The following is a 15739-nucleotide window of genomic DNA, read 5'->3' as shown; positions in this document are numbered from 1 at the left end:
CGTCGGCGGGACCGCATAAGCTGTCTCTTCGCCTTCGAGGTGCCGGGACGTCCCCGGCCCGACCCACGCGCGAGGAGCAGCCTGCATGTCGTCCCAGGCCAACGGGCGGCCGACCGGTCCCGGCGGCACGGTGAAGGATCGGGAGATCGCCGCCGAGCAGCGCTACGTCGACACCGCCTACGCGCGGCTGGAGGAGATGCGCGCGGACGCCCAGGCCATGATCCGCGAGGGCTACCGCCAGTCGCTCGCCGGCACCAAGGGCTCGCTCGTGGACCGGGACGCGATGGTCCACCAGGCGGCGCTGCGCGTCCAGGCCCTCGACATCGCCGACGACGGCCTGGTGTTCGGCCGGCTCGACCTGGCCTCCCGCGAGGTCCGCTACATCGGCCGCGTCGGCGTCCGCACCAGCGAGCACGACTCCCTCGTCATCGACTGGCGGGCGCCCGCCGCCGAGGACTTCTACCGCGCCACCCCCGAGGACCCGCGCGGCGTCGTGCGCCGCCGCGTCCTGCACTCCCGCGGCCACACCGTGGTCGACCTGGAGGACGACCTGCTCGACCCGGAGGCCTCCGAGGGGATGACCGTCGTCGGCGACGGCGCGTTCCTCGCCTCGCTCGCCCGCACCCGCGAGGGCGCCATGCGCGACATCGTGGCGACCATCCAGCGGGAGCAGGACGAGGTGATCCGCGCCCCCGCCGACGGCACCGTCCTGGTGCGCGGCGCCCCCGGCACCGGCAAGACCGCCGTCGCGCTGCACCGCGTCGCCTACCTGCTGTTCCGGCACCGCCGCCGGTTCGGCTCGCGCGGCGTCCTCGTCGTCGGCCCGAACCGCCGGTTCACCGCCTACATCGAGCGGGTGCTGCCGTCGCTCGGCGAGGGCTCGGCGACGCTCCGCTCCCTCGGCGACCTCGTCGAGGGCGCCGCCGCGACCGTCCACGACCCGCCGCGGCTCGCCCGCGTCAAGGGCTCCGAGGCGATGGCGGCGGTGCTGCGGCGCGCCGTCGCCGACCACGCGCCCGGCGCCCCCGAGGAGCTGCGCGTCGTGTTCAAGGGCGTCGTCGTCTCGCTCGACCGCGCCCGCCTCGACCGCATCAGGAACGAGGTCCACCGGCGCAGCCGCGGCAGCGTGAACGCCGCGCGCGGCCGGGCCGCGGAGATGCTCCTGGACGCCCTCTGGCGCCGCTTCGGCGAGGTCGGGGGCCCCGAGGCCGCCGAGGCCGAGGAGGGCGCCGAGGCGGGCCTGTGGAACGCGATCCTCGCCGCCGACGGCCTCGCCTCCCTCGACGAGGAGCCGGCGCGCGGCCACGCCGGCGGGAACGGGAACGGCGACCCCAAGCGCGCCCAGTTCGACGCGCGGGTCCGCGAGCAGCGCGCCTTCACCGACTTCCTCGTCGCCTGGTGGCCGATCCGGCGCCCGCTGGACGTGCTGCGCTCGCTCGGCGACCCGGCCCGGCTGCGCCGCGCCGCCGGACGCGACCTCGACCGCGCCGACGTCGAGCCGGTCGCCGCGTCCTGGGCCGGGGAGGACGCGCCGCTCAGCTACCAGGACGTCGCCCTGCTGGACGAGATCGACGCGCTGCTCGGCTCCCCGCCCCGCCCGTCCCGCCGCCGCAAGGCCCCGTCCGAGGACGACCCGTTCGTGGTGGACGGCGTCAACATCCTCACCGGCGAGGAGGTCGTGGACGAGACGTGGGAGCCGGAGATGCAGGAGCTCACCACGTCCATCGAGCGGCTGGAGCGCTCGCGCCGGGTCGACGACGGCGTGGTGGAGGACCGCCCCGAGTACGCGCACCTCGTCGTCGACGAGGCGCAGGACCTGTCCCCCATGCAGTGGCGGATGCTCGGCCGCCGCGGCCGCCAGGCGAGCTGGACGATCGTCGAGGACCCGGCCCAGAGCGCCTGGGAGGACCTCGCCGCCGCCCGGCGCGCGATGGAGGCCGCGCTCGGCGGCGAGCGCCCCGCGTCCCGGGGCCGCCGCCGGACCCGCAAGGCGCCCCCGCCGCGCGCCCGGCACGAGTACGAGCTGACCACGAACTACCGCAACTCCACCGAGATCGCGGCGGTCTCCGCGCGGGTGCTCGCCCGCGCGCTGCCGGAGGCGAGACCGGCCCGCGCCGTCCGCACGTCGGGGCTCGAGCCCGTCGTCCGGGTCGTCCCGGAATCCGGTCTCGGCTCCGCCGCCCGCGCCGCCGTCGAGGAGCTGCTCGGCCAGGTCGAGGGCACCATCGGCCTGATCGTCCCGCTCTCCCTGGAGGAGTCCGGCGCCCAGGCCGCGCTGTTCGGCGAGCCCGCCACGGCCTGGGGCCCCGCCGACCGCGACCGGCTCGGCGCGGGCCTGCCCGAGCGCGTCCAGGTCCTGGACGTCTTGGAGGCCAAGGGCCTGGAGTTCGACGCGGCGGTGATCGTGGCGCCCGAGACCGTCGCCGCCCAGTCCCCGCGCGGCCTGCGCGTGCTGTACGTGGCGGTGTCGCGCGCGACGCAGCGCCTGACCGTCCTCACCGCCGACCCGGAGTGGAAGGACGCCCTGCTCACCGGCTGAGCACCCCTGCGCCCCGTTCCGCTCGGGGTCGGAGCCGACGCCGCCCGATCCGCTCGGGGTTAGGCTGACGCTGCCCCATCCGCACGGGTGAACGGAGACCGATGAGCGGCCGCAATCCCGCACCCAGGCGCAGCTACGCAGGCCGGTCGGCCGAGGAGCGCCGCGCGGAGCGGCGCGAGCGCCTGCTGGCCGCCGGGCTCGAACTGTTCGGGACGCGCGGCTACGCGGCGACGTCCATCGAGCGGCTGTGCGCGACGGCGAGCGTCTCGACCCGCAACTTCTACGAGGAGTTCTCCGGGCGCGAGGAGCTGCTCACCACCCTGCACCGCACCGTCAACGACCGCGCCGCCGAGGCCGTGGCCGCCGCGTACGCGCAGGCGGCGGGCGCCGACCTGGCGACCCGCGTGGAGCGCGCGGTCCGCGCGTTCGTCACCGTCACCGCGAGCGACCCGCGCTGGGCGCGCATCGCGTTCGTCGAGGTGATCGGCGTCAGCGCCGGCCTGGAGGGGCACCGCCTCCGCTGGCGCGGCCGGTGGGAGGACGCGATGCTCGCCATGATCCGCGAGGCCGCCGCCCGCGGCGAGGCCGTCGACCGCGACCACCGCCTCACGATGATCGCCGTCATCGGCGCCGTGAACAACCTCGTCCACCACTGGTCCGCCCGCGACCAGGACGTCCCCCTCGACGCCATAACCGCCGAACTGACCCACCTCATCCTCGCCGCCGTCACAACCCCCTAGATAATCGGGGGGCGGCCTGTTCGGGTCATGCGCCAGGCGGTGCGGTAGGAGATGGGGCGGCGGGGGCCCGCTGGTTTGCGCCAGCCTTCCAGGAAGCCCTTGAACCAGGGCTTGAGGGCGCTCGGCTTGCGCTCGCGGAGGACGGTCATGCCGACCCAGACGGCGAGGTAGGTGAGCGCCAGCGGCCACGGCAGGTTGCGGCGGGCCAGCCAGACGCGGTTGCGGGCGTTGTAGCGGTAGAACATGGCGTGCCGGGTCGGCAGGACGGCGGGGTGGAACATCACCGCCGAGGCGTCGTAGACGATGCGGTAGCCGGCGTTGAGGATCTGCCAGGCGAGGTCGGTCTCCTCGTGGGCGTAGAAGAAGTCCTCCGGGAGGCCGCCGCCGGCGTCGAACGCGGCGCGGCGGATCGCGCAGGCGCCGCCGAGGAACGTGGTGGCGGCGGACGAGCGCTCCGGGTCGCCCGCGCGCAGCCGGGGCACGTGCCGGCGCTCGCCGCGCCCGCCCTCGGGGTCGCGGACGCGGAACGAGACGACACCGAGGTCGGGTTCGGCGGAGAACCGGTCGCGCAGGTGGGCGCCGAGGCGGGGCGAGCGGTACCAGCCGTCGTCGTCCAGGAACAGGATGACGTCGCCGCAGGACGCCTCCACGCCCCGGTTGCGGCCGCCGGGGATGCCGAGGTTCTTCGGCAGGCTGAGGGTCTTGACGCGCTCGTCGTCGAACGGCGGCGCGCCCGCCGCCGCGCCGACGGGGTCGACGCCGTTGCCGACGAGGACGACCTCGACGTCCACGTGCTCCTGCTCCAGGGCGCTGCGGACGGCGCGGGCCAGCTCCTCGGGCCGGTTGCCCATGGTGAGGACGACGACGGACAGTTTCACTTCAGCCTCCGGGAGGCCAGGATGCTGACCAGGTGCAGCAGGGTCTGCACGACGGCGACGGCGGCGACCGCGACCATCAGGACGCGGACCGCGACCGGGTCGTCCGCGCCGGTCAGCCTGTCGATCACGGCGGCGGCGAGGATCAGCAGCGACAGCTCGACCGCGCCGATGATGCGGTGGAAGCGCAGCATGGACGCCGCCTGCCGGGCCAGCGCGATGCCGGTGGAGCGGGGGCGCAGCGCGCGGTCGCCGCCGGTCGGGTCGGCGGGCAGCCCGGACTTGGCGCGGGCGACGACGACGTTGTCGGTCTCCGCCTTGATCAGCGCGGCGCCGAGCGCGGCGAGCAGGCCGAGCTCGACCCAGCCGCCGTTCTCCCAGCCGCCCTGCGCCATGAAGCCGAGCCCGGCGAGCAGCGACACCTCGGAGAGGTAGTGGCCGATCCGGTCGAGGAACACCCCGGCGACCGACGTCTGCCTCAGGTAGCGGGCGACCTCGCCGTCGACGCAGTCGAGCAGCAGGTAGACCTGGATGAGGAACGCGCCGGCGAGCGCCGTCCACAGCGGGTCGGCGGGCAGCGACACCGCGACGCCGGCGAGGACGCCGCTGAGCATCATCAGGTAGGTCAGCTGGTTGGGGCTGAACCCGAGGCGCAGCGAGATCCACGCGAAGTACGGGGACAGGTCGCGCATGTAGAGGCGGCCGGCCCAGTGCTCCTCGTTGCGCCGGTCCTTCAGGCCGGGCGGCTGGCCGTACCGGCGGATGTCGGCGACCTTCGCGCCCTTGCGGTGCGGCCGGTGGTCGTCACCGGGCGGCTCCGCGGCGCCGGGCGGCTCGGCGGCGCCGGGTCGCTCGGGGGAGCCGGGGGGCTGCGTGGAAGGGTTCTGCCCGGACAGCTCAGCCTCCATGGGCCTGGACATACTCGTGCACCGCCTTGCGGGTCTCGCCCTCGTCGAGGCTGAGGTGTTCCAAGATCGTATAGCGGCCGGGCCGGGTGTGCGGGGCGTACTGCACCGCCTCCGCGAACTGCTCGGCGGTCAGCCCGACGTCGGCCGGGAAGCGGGGCAGCCCGTGCCGGCCGAGGCAGGCGAGGATCTCTTCGAGCCGGTCCTCCCCCGCGCCGAGCCGGGTGGCGCGCAGGTGGTAGCAGAACGCGGCGCCGATGCCGGCGAGCTCGCCGTGGTTGCCGGTGTCCGGGAAGAGCTGGTCGATGGCGTGCAGGATCTCGTGGTCGCCGCCGGACGCCGGGCGGGAGTCGCCCGCGAACGCCATCGCCATCCCCGACAGCACGAGCCCCTCGGCGAGGACGGTGAGGAACCGGTCCGAGTCGATGGTGCCGGGCTGGTGCAGCAGGGCCTCGGCGGCGGTGCGCGCCACGGTGAGCGCCATCCGGTCGACCCGCTCGCCGCACTCGTCGGCGGCGAGGAGCCAGTCCTCCACGGCGGAGAAGTTGCTCACCACGTCGCCGATCCCGGCGCGGACGAGCCGGTCGGGCGCCGCGTGCACGTAGTCGAGGTCGACGATCATCGCCAGCGGCATCACGACGCCGAACGAGCCCTTGCCCTTGTCGTGGACGAGGGAGGCGACCGGCGAGCAGATGCCGTCGTGCGACAGGTTCGTGGCGACCGACACCATCGGGATGCCCGACAGCGTCGCCGCGTACTTGGTGGCGTCGATCGTCCGGCCGCCGCCGATGCCGACGACCGCCTCGTAGGACCCGGCGCGCAGCCGGGAGCCCAGGCTGACCGCCGCCTCCACGGTGCCGCCCTCGACGTGGAACACCTCGCAGGACGACAGGGACGGCCGGACGTGCTCGGCGATCTGGTCGCCCTGGCCGGGGCCGACGGCGATCGCGACGCGCCCCTCGGTGACGATCCGCCTGTCGGCGAGCAGCTCGCCGAGGCTCGCCACGGCGCCGCGCCGCACGTCGATGGAGAGCGGCGCGTTCAGCATCCGCGTCAGCAGGGGCATGGGCCTCCTCGCGTCGTGCCGGCCTGAGGTCGGTTCGTGCCGTGCGGTCAGTAGCCCTTGGCGATCCGGCGGGCCTTCTCCAGGTCGTCGTGGTCGTCGACCTCGACCCAGTCGACCTCGCCGATCGGCGCGACGCCGATGCGGCCGCCGCGGTTCACGAGCTCCTGGTAGCCGTCCTCGTAGTAGAGGTCGGGGTCGCGCTCCCAGGTGGCCTTGAGCGCGTCGGCCAGGGGCCCGGCCGCGGCGGGCTCGATCAGGGTGGCGCCGATGTACTCGCCGTTCGCGGTGGCGGGGTCCATGAGCTTGGTGATGGTCTTCAGGTGGCCCTCACCGTCGAGGATCACCTTCATCTCCTCGTCGGCGAGAGTTTTCACGTCGTCCACCGCCAGGAGGATGTCCGGTCCGCGGTTCGCCAATAGTGTCTTCTCGACGCCCACCGGGTGGACCGTGTCGCCGTTGACCATCAGGACGCCCTTGGTGAAGTACTGCCGAGCGAGCCACATGGAGTAGGCGTTGTTCCACTCCTCGGCCTTGTCGTTGTGGACGAGCGTGAGCGACACGCCGTACCGCTCCTCGAGGGCGGCCTTGCGGTCGTGCACGGCGTCCGCGCAGTAGCCGACGACGATGACGACGTCGGTCAGCCCGACCTCGGCGAGGTTGCCGAGGGCGATGTCGAGGATGGTGGTCTCGCCGTCCACGGGGACCAGGGCCTTGGGGAGGGTGTCGGTGTACGGCCGCAGCCTCCGGCCCGCGCCCGCCGCCAGCACCATGCCGATCATGCTCTCTTCTCCCTCTCGCCGTGGGGCCCGTCCCCCACACCCTCGGACAACTTCTTCGTCAGGTCGACCATCACTCCGCCGGCGCGGCCGTGCCGCGCCCACGTGGCGGCGCTCTCTCCGCCGGACAACACGCCAAGGTAGGCGGCCAGCGCCGCGTACGCGAACGGAAGCGGCGCGAGCAGCCCGGCGAAGGCCGTGAACAGCATCCGGCCCTCCCAGCCGAGCCCGGCGAGGCGGACCCACCGCGGCGGCCGGCGCCCCTGGCGGGTGCGGTAGGCGGCGTCGTAGTGGTGGAGCGCGAGAACCGTGAGCAGCACGTAGACGAGCGGCACCGGAACTGCCCGCGCATCCCCCAACACGGCGAGGTAACCATACTCGATCCCGCGCAGAATGGGCGGAACCAGCCAGTCCAGCCGCCCGGTGTGCGGGTGGTCGGACGCGGGTCCGGCCAGCAGCAGCACGACGAGCGGGGCGAACACCGCCGGTTCGGGGCCGATCCGCGTCCCGGGCTGGGGCCCGACCGCGAGCAGGACGCCGGTCGCCGCCGCCGCCAGCACGGTGAACGGCAGCGGCGGGAGCCGTCCGCCCGCCGTGCGCCCGAGGGCGCGCGACAGCGGACCGTCGTCGCGGTACACCCGCACCGCCGTCATGGCGTGAGCGACCTCGCCACCCGCCCGGCCAGGGTCGCCGCGGCGGCGGCCGACCCCCATGCGAGCAGGGCGGCGAACGTCAGCCGCGCGTCGGCGAGGGCCGCGGTGAGCGAGATCAGCGCGAACCGCTCGCCGAGCGGCAGCCGGAGGCTCTTGGCGGCGCGCCGTGCGGCCCTGCCCCGCTGGGACGCGCCGCGCGGGGAAGTACCTCGCCGGGACGGGCGGGAGCGGCGCGCGGGCCTGCTCGCCGAGTAGGAGGCCGAGACCGTGTGGCGGACGGCCAGCAGCGCCGCCGCGCCCACCGCGAGCCACCACGCGTCCTCCGCGGAGGCCTCCCCGGCGGCACCGGCGGCACCGGCGGCGCCGACCGCCAGGCCCGCGTAGACGGCGAGCTCCTTGACCCGGTCGAGGACGGCGTCCGGCCGGACGGCGAACGGGCTCGCCCGGCGGCCGAGGACCGCGCCGGCCTGCCCGAGGACGAGCGAGGCGGCCAGCAGCAGCGCCCCCGCGACGAGCCCGTGGCGCGCGCCGTCGGAGAACCACACCGCCGCCAAACCCGCGAGTGCGAGCGAGGACGCCGACACGGCGCCGGCGCTGAGCCCGCGCTCGTCGGCCCACCGGGCGACGAGCGCGCCGCAGGGACCGGTCACGTAGCCGGCGACGAGGCCCTCACCGGGCTCGGCGCGACCGCGCGGCCGCGCTCCCTCGTCGTCGAGGGGGTCCGCGGCGTCGACGGGGTCCACAGAGTCCACGACGTGGGCGGCCTCTCGATCCGGGCGGGCGACCGCGGGGTGGTCCGGTACGTTGAGCGTGACCGGCCGCTCACGCGCGGGCGCCTGATCCATCGGTGCCTCCGGGCCGGTCGGAGAAGCGGAGTAAGTGCAAAGCGTAGTGGCTCCGATACACGGAGTCAGAGAATCCCGGAGAGAGATGGCGACGCGGACGGTTGCGGTGGTGCTCGCCGGCGGGGTCGGCGAGCGCATGGGCGCCGGGCGCCCCAAACAGCTCATGGAGGTCGGCGGGCGGCCGATCCTGGCGCACGCGATCGGGGCGTTCGACGCGCATCCGGGGATCGGCGAGGTCGTGGTCGTGATGGCGGCCGGGCACCTGCGCGAGGCCGCCGTGATCGCCGCGCCGTTCCGCAAGACGGCGGCGGTGATCGAGGGCGGCGCGACCCGGACCGCGTCCACGGTGGCGGCGCTGCGCCTGCTGGACGACCGCCCCGACGACGTCCGCGTCCTGTTCCACGACGCGGCCCGCCCCTTCGTCGACCGCCCGGTCATCGACCGCGTGCTGGACGCGCTGGACGACTGCGAGGCCGTCGCGGTCGGCGTGCCCTCGGCCGACACGATCGTGGTGGTCGAGGACGGGACGGTCGCGTCGATGCCTCCGCGCGAGACGCTGAGCCGGTTCCAGACGCCGCAGGGGTTCCGGCTCGGCACGATCCGCAAGGCCTACGAGCTCGCCCTCGCCGACCCGGACCTGCGCGCCACCGACGACTGCGGGATCGTGCACCGCTACCTGCCGGACGTCCCGATCCGGGTCGTCGCGGGCAGCGAGCGCAACCTCAAGGTCACCCAGCCGCTCGACGCCGTCATCGCCGAACATCTCGCCAGCGAGGAAGCACCTTGATCTTCGAGAACACCCCCACCGTCATCGGCCACCGCGGCCTCGGCTCGGGCGAGATCACCCCGCCCGGGGCGCAGGAGCCCGTCGCCGAGAACACGCTGCCCTCGATGCTCGCCGCGGTCGACGCGGGCCTGTCCTGGGTCGAGATCGACGTGACGCGGACCGCCGACGACGTCCTCGTGCTGCGGCACGACCCGACGACCGTGGACGGCGACCACCTGGTCGACCTGCCCGCGACCGCGAGCGGCCTGCCGCGGCTCACCGAGATCTTCGACGCGCTGCCGGCGGACGTGGCGGTGGACGTGGACGTGAAGACCGTCCTGGAGGACGCGCTGGACGAGCCGTCCCGCCGCACGGGGGCGCTGCTGGCGCCGGTGCTGAGGCGGGAGGCGAAGCGGCGCCGGCTGCTCGTCACCTCGTTCGACCCGTCGCTGCTGATGTTCCTGCGGGAGGAGGTCCCCGGCGTCCCGCTCGGGCTGCTGACGTGGCTGCGGTTCCCGCTGTGGCACGCCGTCCCGGCCGCGGCGGGCCTCGGCATGGACGTCGTGGCCGTGCACACCGGGTCGTGCGGCATCGAGCACCCCGACACGCGGCTGCGGCCGCTGGAGCACTGCGTGGACATCGCGCACAAGGCGGGCCTGGAGGCGATCGCCTGGTGCCCGTCCGCCGAGGCCGCCCCGACGTACGCGGAGGCCGGGTTCGACGCGATGGTGGTCAACGACGTCCCCGGCGTGCTCGCGGCCGTCCAGCCGTCGGCGGCCGCGCCCGGGGCCGACGCCCCCGCCTGACGACCGCGCCTGACGACCGCGCCGGACAGCGGCCGGCGACGGCCCGGGCGGCGGGGAGTCAGCTCGGGCGGTTGCCGCCGTACATCTGCGTCCACTCGCCCGGCGGCTCGTCGTCCTCCGAGCCGCTCTTGGCGGGCGGCTCGGACGGCCGGTCCTCGCCGGACCGGGCAGGCGGCAGCGGAGGCGGGTTGGAGCCGGCCGGCTGCCCGTACTGCGGCGGGCTCTGCCAGGACGGGGACTGCCCCGGCGCGGGAGGCTGCTGGGGCGCCCCCATGGGCGCCGGACCGCCGTGCATGGGCGGCGGACCCATCGGTGCGGGCGGCGGGCCGCCGAACTGCGGTGCGGCGGCGGCCGCCTTCCGGGACTTCCACCGCGAGGGCGCGAGCGAGGCGACCAGGAGCGCGACGCCCAGCAGCAGGAAGACCCCGTAGGGGCCGAGCGTCATGTAGCCGAACTGGATCTTGCCGGGCAGCGAGCGGAACCCGGAAAGCGCCGCGTCGCGCATCGATTCGCGGCCGGAGTGCTCGACCGCCCAGGTCGGGGACACCGCCCAGGCGAGGCCGACCGCCGTGTAGACGACGCCCGGGACGAGCGAGGCGAGCGGCGAGAGGCGTGACCCCGCCACCGCGCCGACCAGCACCGCCGCCAGGAGGACCAGCCCGGTGCTGACCCACCGGTCGCCGCTGTGCAGGCGGTAGAACTGGAACATCCGGTTGAACCCGGTCGTGCTGTAGCACAGGCTCAGCGCGACCACCGGGGTCACCACGAGCCCGATCAGCACCCCGAGGCCGTGGCGTGCTCCGTTGGACATGGACACCTCCGAACAGCGACGGGCGAGATCCCGCCAAACCTAACGGTCGGACGTGCCCGGCACCACGGGGGTTCGGGGGTGATCGTGTATTTCTGTCCCGCTACTGAATGGATTCGCCGGGCTTGACCGGGGCGGGCTGGCCGAGCCGCGGCGGGCTGGTCAGGAACCCGACGCCCCAGGTCACGTGCATGGTGGCGAACACGAGCGGGAGCCGGATCCAGGCCGACAGCGGCAGCCCGCGCCCCTCCACGGCGGCGCCGGCGATCATCGCGGCCGCGTACCCGCCGGGCAGGATCCAGCCCGGCCAGAACCCGAACAGCCCCGCGACCGCGCCCGCCGCCATCGCCACGACGGCGATCGGCGGGGCGAGGTAGCGCAGGTTCAGCGTGCCCTGGTGCTCGCGCCCCACGACGCGCCGCCAGCGCCCGGTGTGGAAGTACTGCTTGGCGAGGGCCCGCAGGTTGGGCCGGGGCCGGTAGGTGACGCGCATCCGGGGCGTGAAGTAGATCCGGCCGCCGGTCTGCCGGATGCGGTGGTTCATCTCCCAGTCCTGCGCGCGGGTGAACGTCTCGTCGTAGCCGCCGACGCGGTCGAGCGCGCTGCGGCGGAACGTGCCGAGGTAGACGGTCTCCACCTCGCCCGCCTCGCCGCCGGTGTGGAAGCGGGCGTTGCCGACGCCGAGCTTGGAGGTCATCGCGCGCGCCACGGCCTTCTCGAACGGGGTGACGCCCTCGGCCGCCATGATCCCGCCGACGTTGTCGGCGCCGGTCTCCTCCATCGTCTCGACGGCGGCCCGCACGTAGTCGGCGGGCAGCAGCGAGTGCCCGTCCACCCGGACGATGATCGAGTACTGCGACGCCTTGATCGCGATGTTGAGGCCCTGCGGGGTGCGCCCGGTCGGGTTCGCGACGACGATGACGCGCGGGTCCTCGGTGGCGAGCTTGCGCGCGATCTCCTCGGTGCGGTCGCGGGACGGCCCGATGGCGAGCACGAGCTCCAGCTCGCCGGGGTAGTCCTGGCCGAGGATGCGGCGCACGGCGTCGGTCAGGTGGCGCTCCTCGTTGAGGACGGGCATCACGACCGAGACGGCGGGCCACGTGCGCTGACCGGAGTCGGGAAGGGGCTTCACGGCGTAGCGGGTTTCCTGGTTCATGGCGCGCTGGGCATGGGGAGACGAATTCATGTGGGCTCGCGGGCGCACCCGTCCGGCGGACCGGAGTGAGGCGCCCCTTCCTCTCTCTTGCTCGCTTGTCTGACGCAGCCCACGCCACCCAGGTTTGCGTGCGGGCCGCCGGGGTGTGGTCAAGACGGCGCCACGTTACTGCAAGGACACGACGTCCAGGTAGCGAACGGACGGGTGTCCCCCACTTTAGAGTGGTGTGGACTCGCGTCAGCACGTGATCATCGGGAGGCGGCGGCCGGCATGGCAGACGGGCAGGACTCGGGCCGCGGCGACGCGGACCCCCTGGAGCGCTACTTCCGGCCTCGTCCGGGCGCCCACGCGGCCGACGACGACGGCGACATCGAAGGCGTGACCATCGACGGGATGCCCGCTCCCCGGGTCCCGGTGGAGAGCCCGCGCGGGCCGCGCCGGCCGGGCCGGGGGCTGAGCCCGCGGGCGGCGGTGAGCGCGCGGCGGCAGAAGCGCTTCCTCACCCTCACCGGGACGGCGTCGGCGTTCGTCCTGCTCACCTCGGGCGGGGCGTGGGCGTTCCAGAACTACGTCACCGGCATGATCGACAAGGTGTCGGTCGGCGGCCTCGGCAAGGGCAAGGACACGCCGAAGGGCGCGATGACGATCCTGGTGGCGGGCGTCGACCGGCGCCAGGGGCTGACCAAGGAGCAGCAGAAGGCGGCCAAGCTCGGGCACGAGCCGGGCGAGCGCTCCGACACGATGATGCTGGTGCACGTGTCCCGCGACCACGACAGCGTGTCGGTGGTGAGCCTGCCGCGCGACTCCTACGTGACGATCCCCGGGCACAAGTCGAACGGGTCGGAGGGCGCCAAGGGGACGCGGGTCCCGGCGCGTCCCGGCAAGCTCACCTGGGCCTACCAGTTCGGGGGGCCCGACCTCACCGTCAGCACGGTCAAGCAGGCGACCGGCGTGTCCATCGACCACTACGTCGAGGTGAACTTCTACGGGTTCGTGCACATGGTGGACGCGCTCGGCGGCGTGGACGTGTGCACCGAGCAGGCCATCGACGACAAGAAGAGCGGCCTGCGGCTCCCCGCCGGCAAGTCGCACGTGGACGGCCTGAAGGCGCTCGCGTTCGCCCGCGCCCGCTACTCGCTGACGGGCGGCAGCGACCTCGGCCGCATCGACCGGCAGCAGCAGTTCATCGCGTCGATGATGAAGCAGGCGCTGTCGACCAGGACGCTCGGCGACCCGGTCAAGTCCACGAAGTTCCTCAACGCCTCGCTGAAGTCGCTGCGCGTGGACGAGAAGCTCGCCGACAACCTGCCCGGGCTCGCCGACCAGATGAAGAACCTGTCGACCGACGACCTCACGTTCGCGAAGGTGCCGCTGTCGAACCCGGGCTACAACGCCGTGCTGTGGAACTCGCCGTCGCCGCAGTCGACCGTCCAGTGGGACCAGCACAAGGCGCGCGACCTGTTCACCCGGCTCCGCCGCGACCAGCCGCTCGCGGCGGAGAGCCCCAAGCCGAGCGCCACGCCGACGAAGAAGGCCGAGGACGAGCTGACGGTGCCGCCGGACGAGATCTCCGTCCGGGTCCTCAACGCGATCGGCACCCGCGGCCTCGCGACCCAGGCGGGCGGCCAGCTCCGCAAGGCGGGCTTCAAGGTGAGCGTCGCGCCGGGCGTGGCGCGGCGCGGGCAGCAGACGACCCAGATCCTGTACGGGCCGAAGCGGGAGGACTCGGCCAAGACCCTCGCGGCCGCGATCCCGGACGCCAAGCTGAAAAAGGTCTCCTCGCTCGGCTCCCAGATCCAGGTGATGGTCGGCGCGGACTGGGACGGGTCCGGCTGGGCCGGCGTGAAGGACGTAAAGGTGAAGGAGTCCCCGAGCGCGTCGCCGTCGCCGGGCTCGGCGATCGAGACCGGCACGGCCACCCAGAAGCTCTGCGGCTGAGCGGCCCGCCGGCCCGGCGCCGTCCCCGCGGCCACCTCGCCTTCTAGAATGCTTTTCTAGTCACGGGCGGGGAGGAAGCAGCATGGGCGAGGACGTGCCGGCCGGGGCCTTCTACGAGCCGGCCGGCGAGGGGCGGTTCGCCGGCACGCCCGCCACGGCCGGGCCCTGGTCGCCGGGGCTGCAGCACGGGGGGCCGGTGTCGGCCCTCATCGGGCGGGCCTTCGAGCGGCACGACCCCGTCCCCGGCGGCCGCGTCGCGCGGGTGACCGTCGAGATCCTCAACCCGGTGCCCGTGGCGGAACTGGACGTCAGCGTGCGCGTGGTCCGTCCCGGCAGGAGGGTCGCCTTCCTCGAAGGCGAGATCGCGCATGAGGGGCGGACGGTCGTCCGCGCCTCCGCCTGGCGGATCATGGCGGCCCCCGCGCGGCTGGAGCCGGTCGCGCACGCGCCGACGCCGCCGCCGCTGCCCGAGACGCCGCGGCCGTTCGGGGAATGGCCGGACGTGCACATGGACGGCTACCTGTCCGCGATGGAGTGGCGGCTCGTCCGCGGCGCCTTCGGCGAGCCCGGCCCGGGGACGGTCTGGGCGCGCTCGCGGATCCCCCTGGTGGCCGGCGAGGCCGACACCCCCCTCGTCCGCGCGCTGACGCTCGCCGACAGCGCCTCCGGCATCGGCAGCCAGCTCGACCTGGCCAAATGGCTGATCATCAACACCGACGTGACCGTGGCACTGCACCGCGACCCCGTCGGCGAGTGGCTCTGCCTCGACGCGTCGCTGGACGCCGCCCCGGGCGGCAGCGCGCTGTGCCGGGGCACGCTCGCCGACCGCTCCGGCGAGCTCGGCGGCGTCCTGCAGACCCTTCTCGTGGACGAGCGCCCGTCCGACTGAACTCGGCCTCTGAGCTGGACCAACACGCTAAGTGATCACTCTGCTACAGTGAGTGGCGCCCGGGCGACAGTGAACAGAGTTCCGACCTCGTCAGGAGTGCAGAGAAATGTCCACAAGGATTCCCGGACTGCTCACCGCGACCGCCGCGATCTCGGTCGCCCTCACCGGCGTCGCCGCCGCGAGCGGCCCGCAGACCGCGCCGCCGCCGGCCCCGCCGGCCCCGAACCTCGATACAAACCCGGCATACGACATCAATCCGGCATACGGCCTGAACCCGTCGTCCGACGGGTCGTCGGAGAACGCGGCGCCCCGCCCGAGGTCGGCGGACCCCAAGCCGCGGGCGGACGAGGCGGAGGCCCCGGAGGCCGAGGCGCCGAAGTCGCCGCCGAAGCACAAGTCCAAGCACAAGCCGAAGGGCAAGCCCGAGCCGAAGTCGGAGGCCGAGGACGGCACCGACCTGGAGGCGTGCGAGGACGCGCAGTGCCAGGTCGAGGTCAAGGACGGCCAGACGATCACGTTCGACAAGAAGTACGGGATGGCCCCGCTGCACATCAAGATCGAGGGCCGCCGGCTGACCTTCACCGCCCGCGGCCGCCAGGGGACGCTGACCGCCTCGCTCGACACGGACGGGCCCAGCTCCGGCACCTACAACGGCATCACGCTGCGCCCGCACCGGGGCAAGGACGGCAGCGTCATCCTCGACATCTCACACGCCTGAGCCTTCCGCCCAGGCGAGCCGCTCGCACCGGCGAGCCGGAGCCGAGGGGGCGGGCCGCACGGCCCGCCCCGACGGCCGTCCCGCGCACTGCGTCAAGGCCGCGCTGCTTCAAGGCCGCGCTGCATCGAGGCCGCGCTGCTTCGGGACCGCGCTGCTTCGGGACCGCGCTACTTGAGGAGCTGGCGGGCCATGACCATGCGCTGGATCTGGTTGGTGCCCTCGTAGATCTGGGTGATCTTGGCGTCGCGCATCATCCGCT

At 74.1% G+C, this 15739-nt stretch carries 16 protein-coding genes; 7 read left to right on the top strand and 9 right to left on the bottom strand.

Annotated elements, in window-relative coordinates:
* Positions 1-85 precede the first annotated feature (85 nt).
* Positions 86-2539: a HelD family protein gene (locus AB0C21_RS19670; protein WP_500205802.1), complete on the top strand. Its 2454-nt coding sequence runs from the start codon at positions 86-88 to the stop codon at positions 2537-2539.
* A 101-nt stretch (positions 2540-2640) separates the two neighbouring features.
* A complete protein-coding gene (locus AB0C21_RS19665) occupies positions 2641-3279 on the top strand; it encodes a TetR/AcrR family transcriptional regulator (RefSeq protein ID WP_500205800.1) in 639 nt (212 codons plus the stop codon).
* Here AB0C21_RS19665 and AB0C21_RS19660 read toward each other — a convergent pair.
* The 6 genes from AB0C21_RS19660 to AB0C21_RS19635 form a co-directional block, all read right to left on the bottom strand.
* Positions 3276-4130, bottom strand: coding sequence for a glycosyltransferase family 2 protein (locus AB0C21_RS19660; protein ID WP_500206172.1), 855 nt, complete (start codon positions 4128-4130; stop codon positions 3276-3278). The genes AB0C21_RS19665 and AB0C21_RS19660 overlap by 4 nt on opposite strands.
* Positions 4131-4153: 23 nt before the next feature.
* Positions 4154-5062, bottom strand: a complete 909-nt coding sequence (locus tag AB0C21_RS19655) for a CDP-alcohol phosphatidyltransferase family protein (protein WP_500205798.1) — start codon at positions 5060-5062, stop codon at positions 4154-4156.
* Complete coding sequence (locus tag AB0C21_RS19650; RefSeq protein WP_500206170.1) at positions 5052-6107, bottom strand: iron-containing alcohol dehydrogenase family protein; 1056 nt, start codon at positions 6105-6107, stop codon at positions 5052-5054. Before AB0C21_RS19650 ends, AB0C21_RS19655 begins: the two co-directional genes overlap by 11 nt.
* A 65-nt stretch (positions 6108-6172) precedes the next feature.
* A complete protein-coding gene (locus tag AB0C21_RS19645; RefSeq protein WP_500205796.1) occupies positions 6173-6904 on the bottom strand; it encodes a phosphocholine cytidylyltransferase family protein in 732 nt (243 codons plus the stop codon).
* Positions 6901-7554: a DUF5941 domain-containing protein gene (locus AB0C21_RS19640; RefSeq protein WP_353821952.1), complete on the bottom strand. Its 654-nt coding sequence runs from the start codon at positions 7552-7554 to the stop codon at positions 6901-6903. The genes AB0C21_RS19645 and AB0C21_RS19640 overlap by 4 nt, the downstream gene beginning before the upstream one ends.
* On the bottom strand, positions 7551-8399 hold the full coding sequence (locus AB0C21_RS19635) for a hypothetical protein (protein WP_500205794.1): 849 nt from the start codon (positions 8397-8399) through the stop codon (positions 7551-7553). Before AB0C21_RS19635 ends, AB0C21_RS19640 begins: the two co-directional genes overlap by 4 nt.
* 85 nt (positions 8400-8484) lie before the next feature.
* Between AB0C21_RS19635 and ispD the strand changes: the two genes are divergently transcribed.
* Together ispD and AB0C21_RS19625 are read left to right on the top strand one after the other, a co-directional pair.
* Positions 8485-9186: a 2-C-methyl-D-erythritol 4-phosphate cytidylyltransferase gene (ispD, locus tag AB0C21_RS19630; protein WP_500205793.1), complete on the top strand. Its 702-nt coding sequence runs from the start codon at positions 8485-8487 to the stop codon at positions 9184-9186.
* Positions 9183-9971, top strand: a complete 789-nt coding sequence (locus AB0C21_RS19625) for a glycerophosphodiester phosphodiesterase (RefSeq protein WP_353821950.1) — start codon at positions 9183-9185, stop codon at positions 9969-9971. The genes ispD and AB0C21_RS19625 overlap by 4 nt, the downstream gene beginning before the upstream one ends.
* Before the next feature lie 58 nt (positions 9972-10029).
* Here the strand turns inward: AB0C21_RS19625 and AB0C21_RS19620 are convergent, their stop codons facing one another.
* Positions 10030-10782 carry a hypothetical protein gene (locus AB0C21_RS19620; protein WP_500205791.1) on the bottom strand — a complete coding sequence of 251 codons (753 nt, stop codon included), beginning with the start codon at positions 10780-10782 and terminating at the stop codon, positions 10030-10032.
* A 100-nt stretch (positions 10783-10882) separates the two neighbouring features.
* On the bottom strand, positions 10883-11935 hold the full coding sequence (locus tag AB0C21_RS19615; protein WP_500205789.1) for a glycosyltransferase family 2 protein: 1053 nt from the start codon (positions 11933-11935) through the stop codon (positions 10883-10885).
* A 270-nt stretch (positions 11936-12205) separates the two neighbouring features.
* Between AB0C21_RS19615 and AB0C21_RS19610 the strand changes: the two genes are divergently transcribed.
* The 3 genes from AB0C21_RS19610 (at position 12206) to AB0C21_RS19600 (ending at position 15480) form a co-directional block, all read left to right on the top strand.
* Positions 12206-13873, top strand: a complete 1668-nt coding sequence (locus AB0C21_RS19610) for an LCP family protein (RefSeq protein WP_500205788.1) — start codon at positions 12206-12208, stop codon at positions 13871-13873.
* 82 nt (positions 13874-13955) lie between these two features.
* Positions 13956-14762 (top strand): thioesterase family protein, encoded by an 807-nt coding sequence (locus AB0C21_RS19605; RefSeq protein ID WP_500205786.1) that lies wholly within the window; start codon positions 13956-13958, stop codon positions 14760-14762.
* Between the two features lie 106 nt (positions 14763-14868).
* Positions 14869-15480: a hypothetical protein gene (locus tag AB0C21_RS19600; protein ID WP_500205785.1), complete on the top strand. Its 612-nt coding sequence runs from the start codon at positions 14869-14871 to the stop codon at positions 15478-15480.
* Positions 15481-15647: 167 nt separating this feature from the next.
* Here AB0C21_RS19600 and AB0C21_RS19595 read toward each other — a convergent pair.
* On the bottom strand, positions 15648-15739 hold a 92-nt coding region (locus AB0C21_RS19595; protein ID WP_353821960.1), incomplete at its 5' end, for an acyl-CoA dehydrogenase family protein.

Origin of the sequence: Spirillospora sp. NPDC049024 (assembly GCF_040649235.1) — a bacterium.
Classification (GTDB): domain Bacteria; phylum Actinomycetota; class Actinomycetes; order Streptosporangiales; family Streptosporangiaceae; genus Spirillospora.
Note: the sequence above shows the minus strand (reverse complement) of the source record. Positions and strands in the feature narration are given on the sequence as shown.

Excerpts from the sequence above, each read along its gene's own strand:
- AB0C21_RS19670 (WP_500205802.1), top strand. The coding sequence starts at position 86 with ATGTCGTCCCAGGCCAACGGGCGGCCGACCGGTCCCGGCGGCACGGTG.
- AB0C21_RS19665 (WP_500205800.1), top strand. The coding sequence starts at position 2,641 with ATGAGCGGCCGCAATCCCGCACCCAGGCGCAGCTACGCAGGCCGGTCG.
- AB0C21_RS19660 (WP_500206172.1), bottom strand. The coding sequence starts at position 4,130 with ATGGGCAACCGGCCCGAGGAGCTGGCCCGCGCCGTCCGCAGCGCCCTG.
- AB0C21_RS19655 (WP_500205798.1), bottom strand. The coding sequence starts at position 5,062 with ATGGAGGCTGAGCTGTCCGGGCAGAACCCTTCCACGCAGCCCCCCGGC.
- AB0C21_RS19650 (WP_500206170.1), bottom strand. The coding sequence starts at position 6,107 with ATGCTGAACGCGCCGCTCTCCATCGACGTGCGGCGCGGCGCCGTGGCG.
- AB0C21_RS19645 (WP_500205796.1), bottom strand. The coding sequence starts at position 6,904 with ATGATCGGCATGGTGCTGGCGGCGGGCGCGGGCCGGAGGCTGCGGCCG.
- AB0C21_RS19640 (WP_353821952.1), bottom strand. The coding sequence starts at position 7,554 with ATGACGGCGGTGCGGGTGTACCGCGACGACGGTCCGCTGTCGCGCGCC.
- AB0C21_RS19635 (WP_500205794.1), bottom strand. The coding sequence starts at position 8,399 with ATGGATCAGGCGCCCGCGCGTGAGCGGCCGGTCACGCTCAACGTACCG.
- ispD (WP_500205793.1), top strand. The coding sequence starts at position 8,485 with ATGGCGACGCGGACGGTTGCGGTGGTGCTCGCCGGCGGGGTCGGCGAG.
- AB0C21_RS19620 (WP_500205791.1), bottom strand. The coding sequence starts at position 10,782 with ATGTCCAACGGAGCACGCCACGGCCTCGGGGTGCTGATCGGGCTCGTG.
- AB0C21_RS19615 (WP_500205789.1), bottom strand. The coding sequence starts at position 11,935 with ATGAACCAGGAAACCCGCTACGCCGTGAAGCCCCTTCCCGACTCCGGT.
- AB0C21_RS19610 (WP_500205788.1), top strand. The coding sequence starts at position 12,206 with ATGGCAGACGGGCAGGACTCGGGCCGCGGCGACGCGGACCCCCTGGAG.
- AB0C21_RS19605 (WP_500205786.1), top strand. The coding sequence starts at position 13,956 with ATGGGCGAGGACGTGCCGGCCGGGGCCTTCTACGAGCCGGCCGGCGAG.
- AB0C21_RS19600 (WP_500205785.1), top strand. The coding sequence starts at position 14,869 with ATGTCCACAAGGATTCCCGGACTGCTCACCGCGACCGCCGCGATCTCG.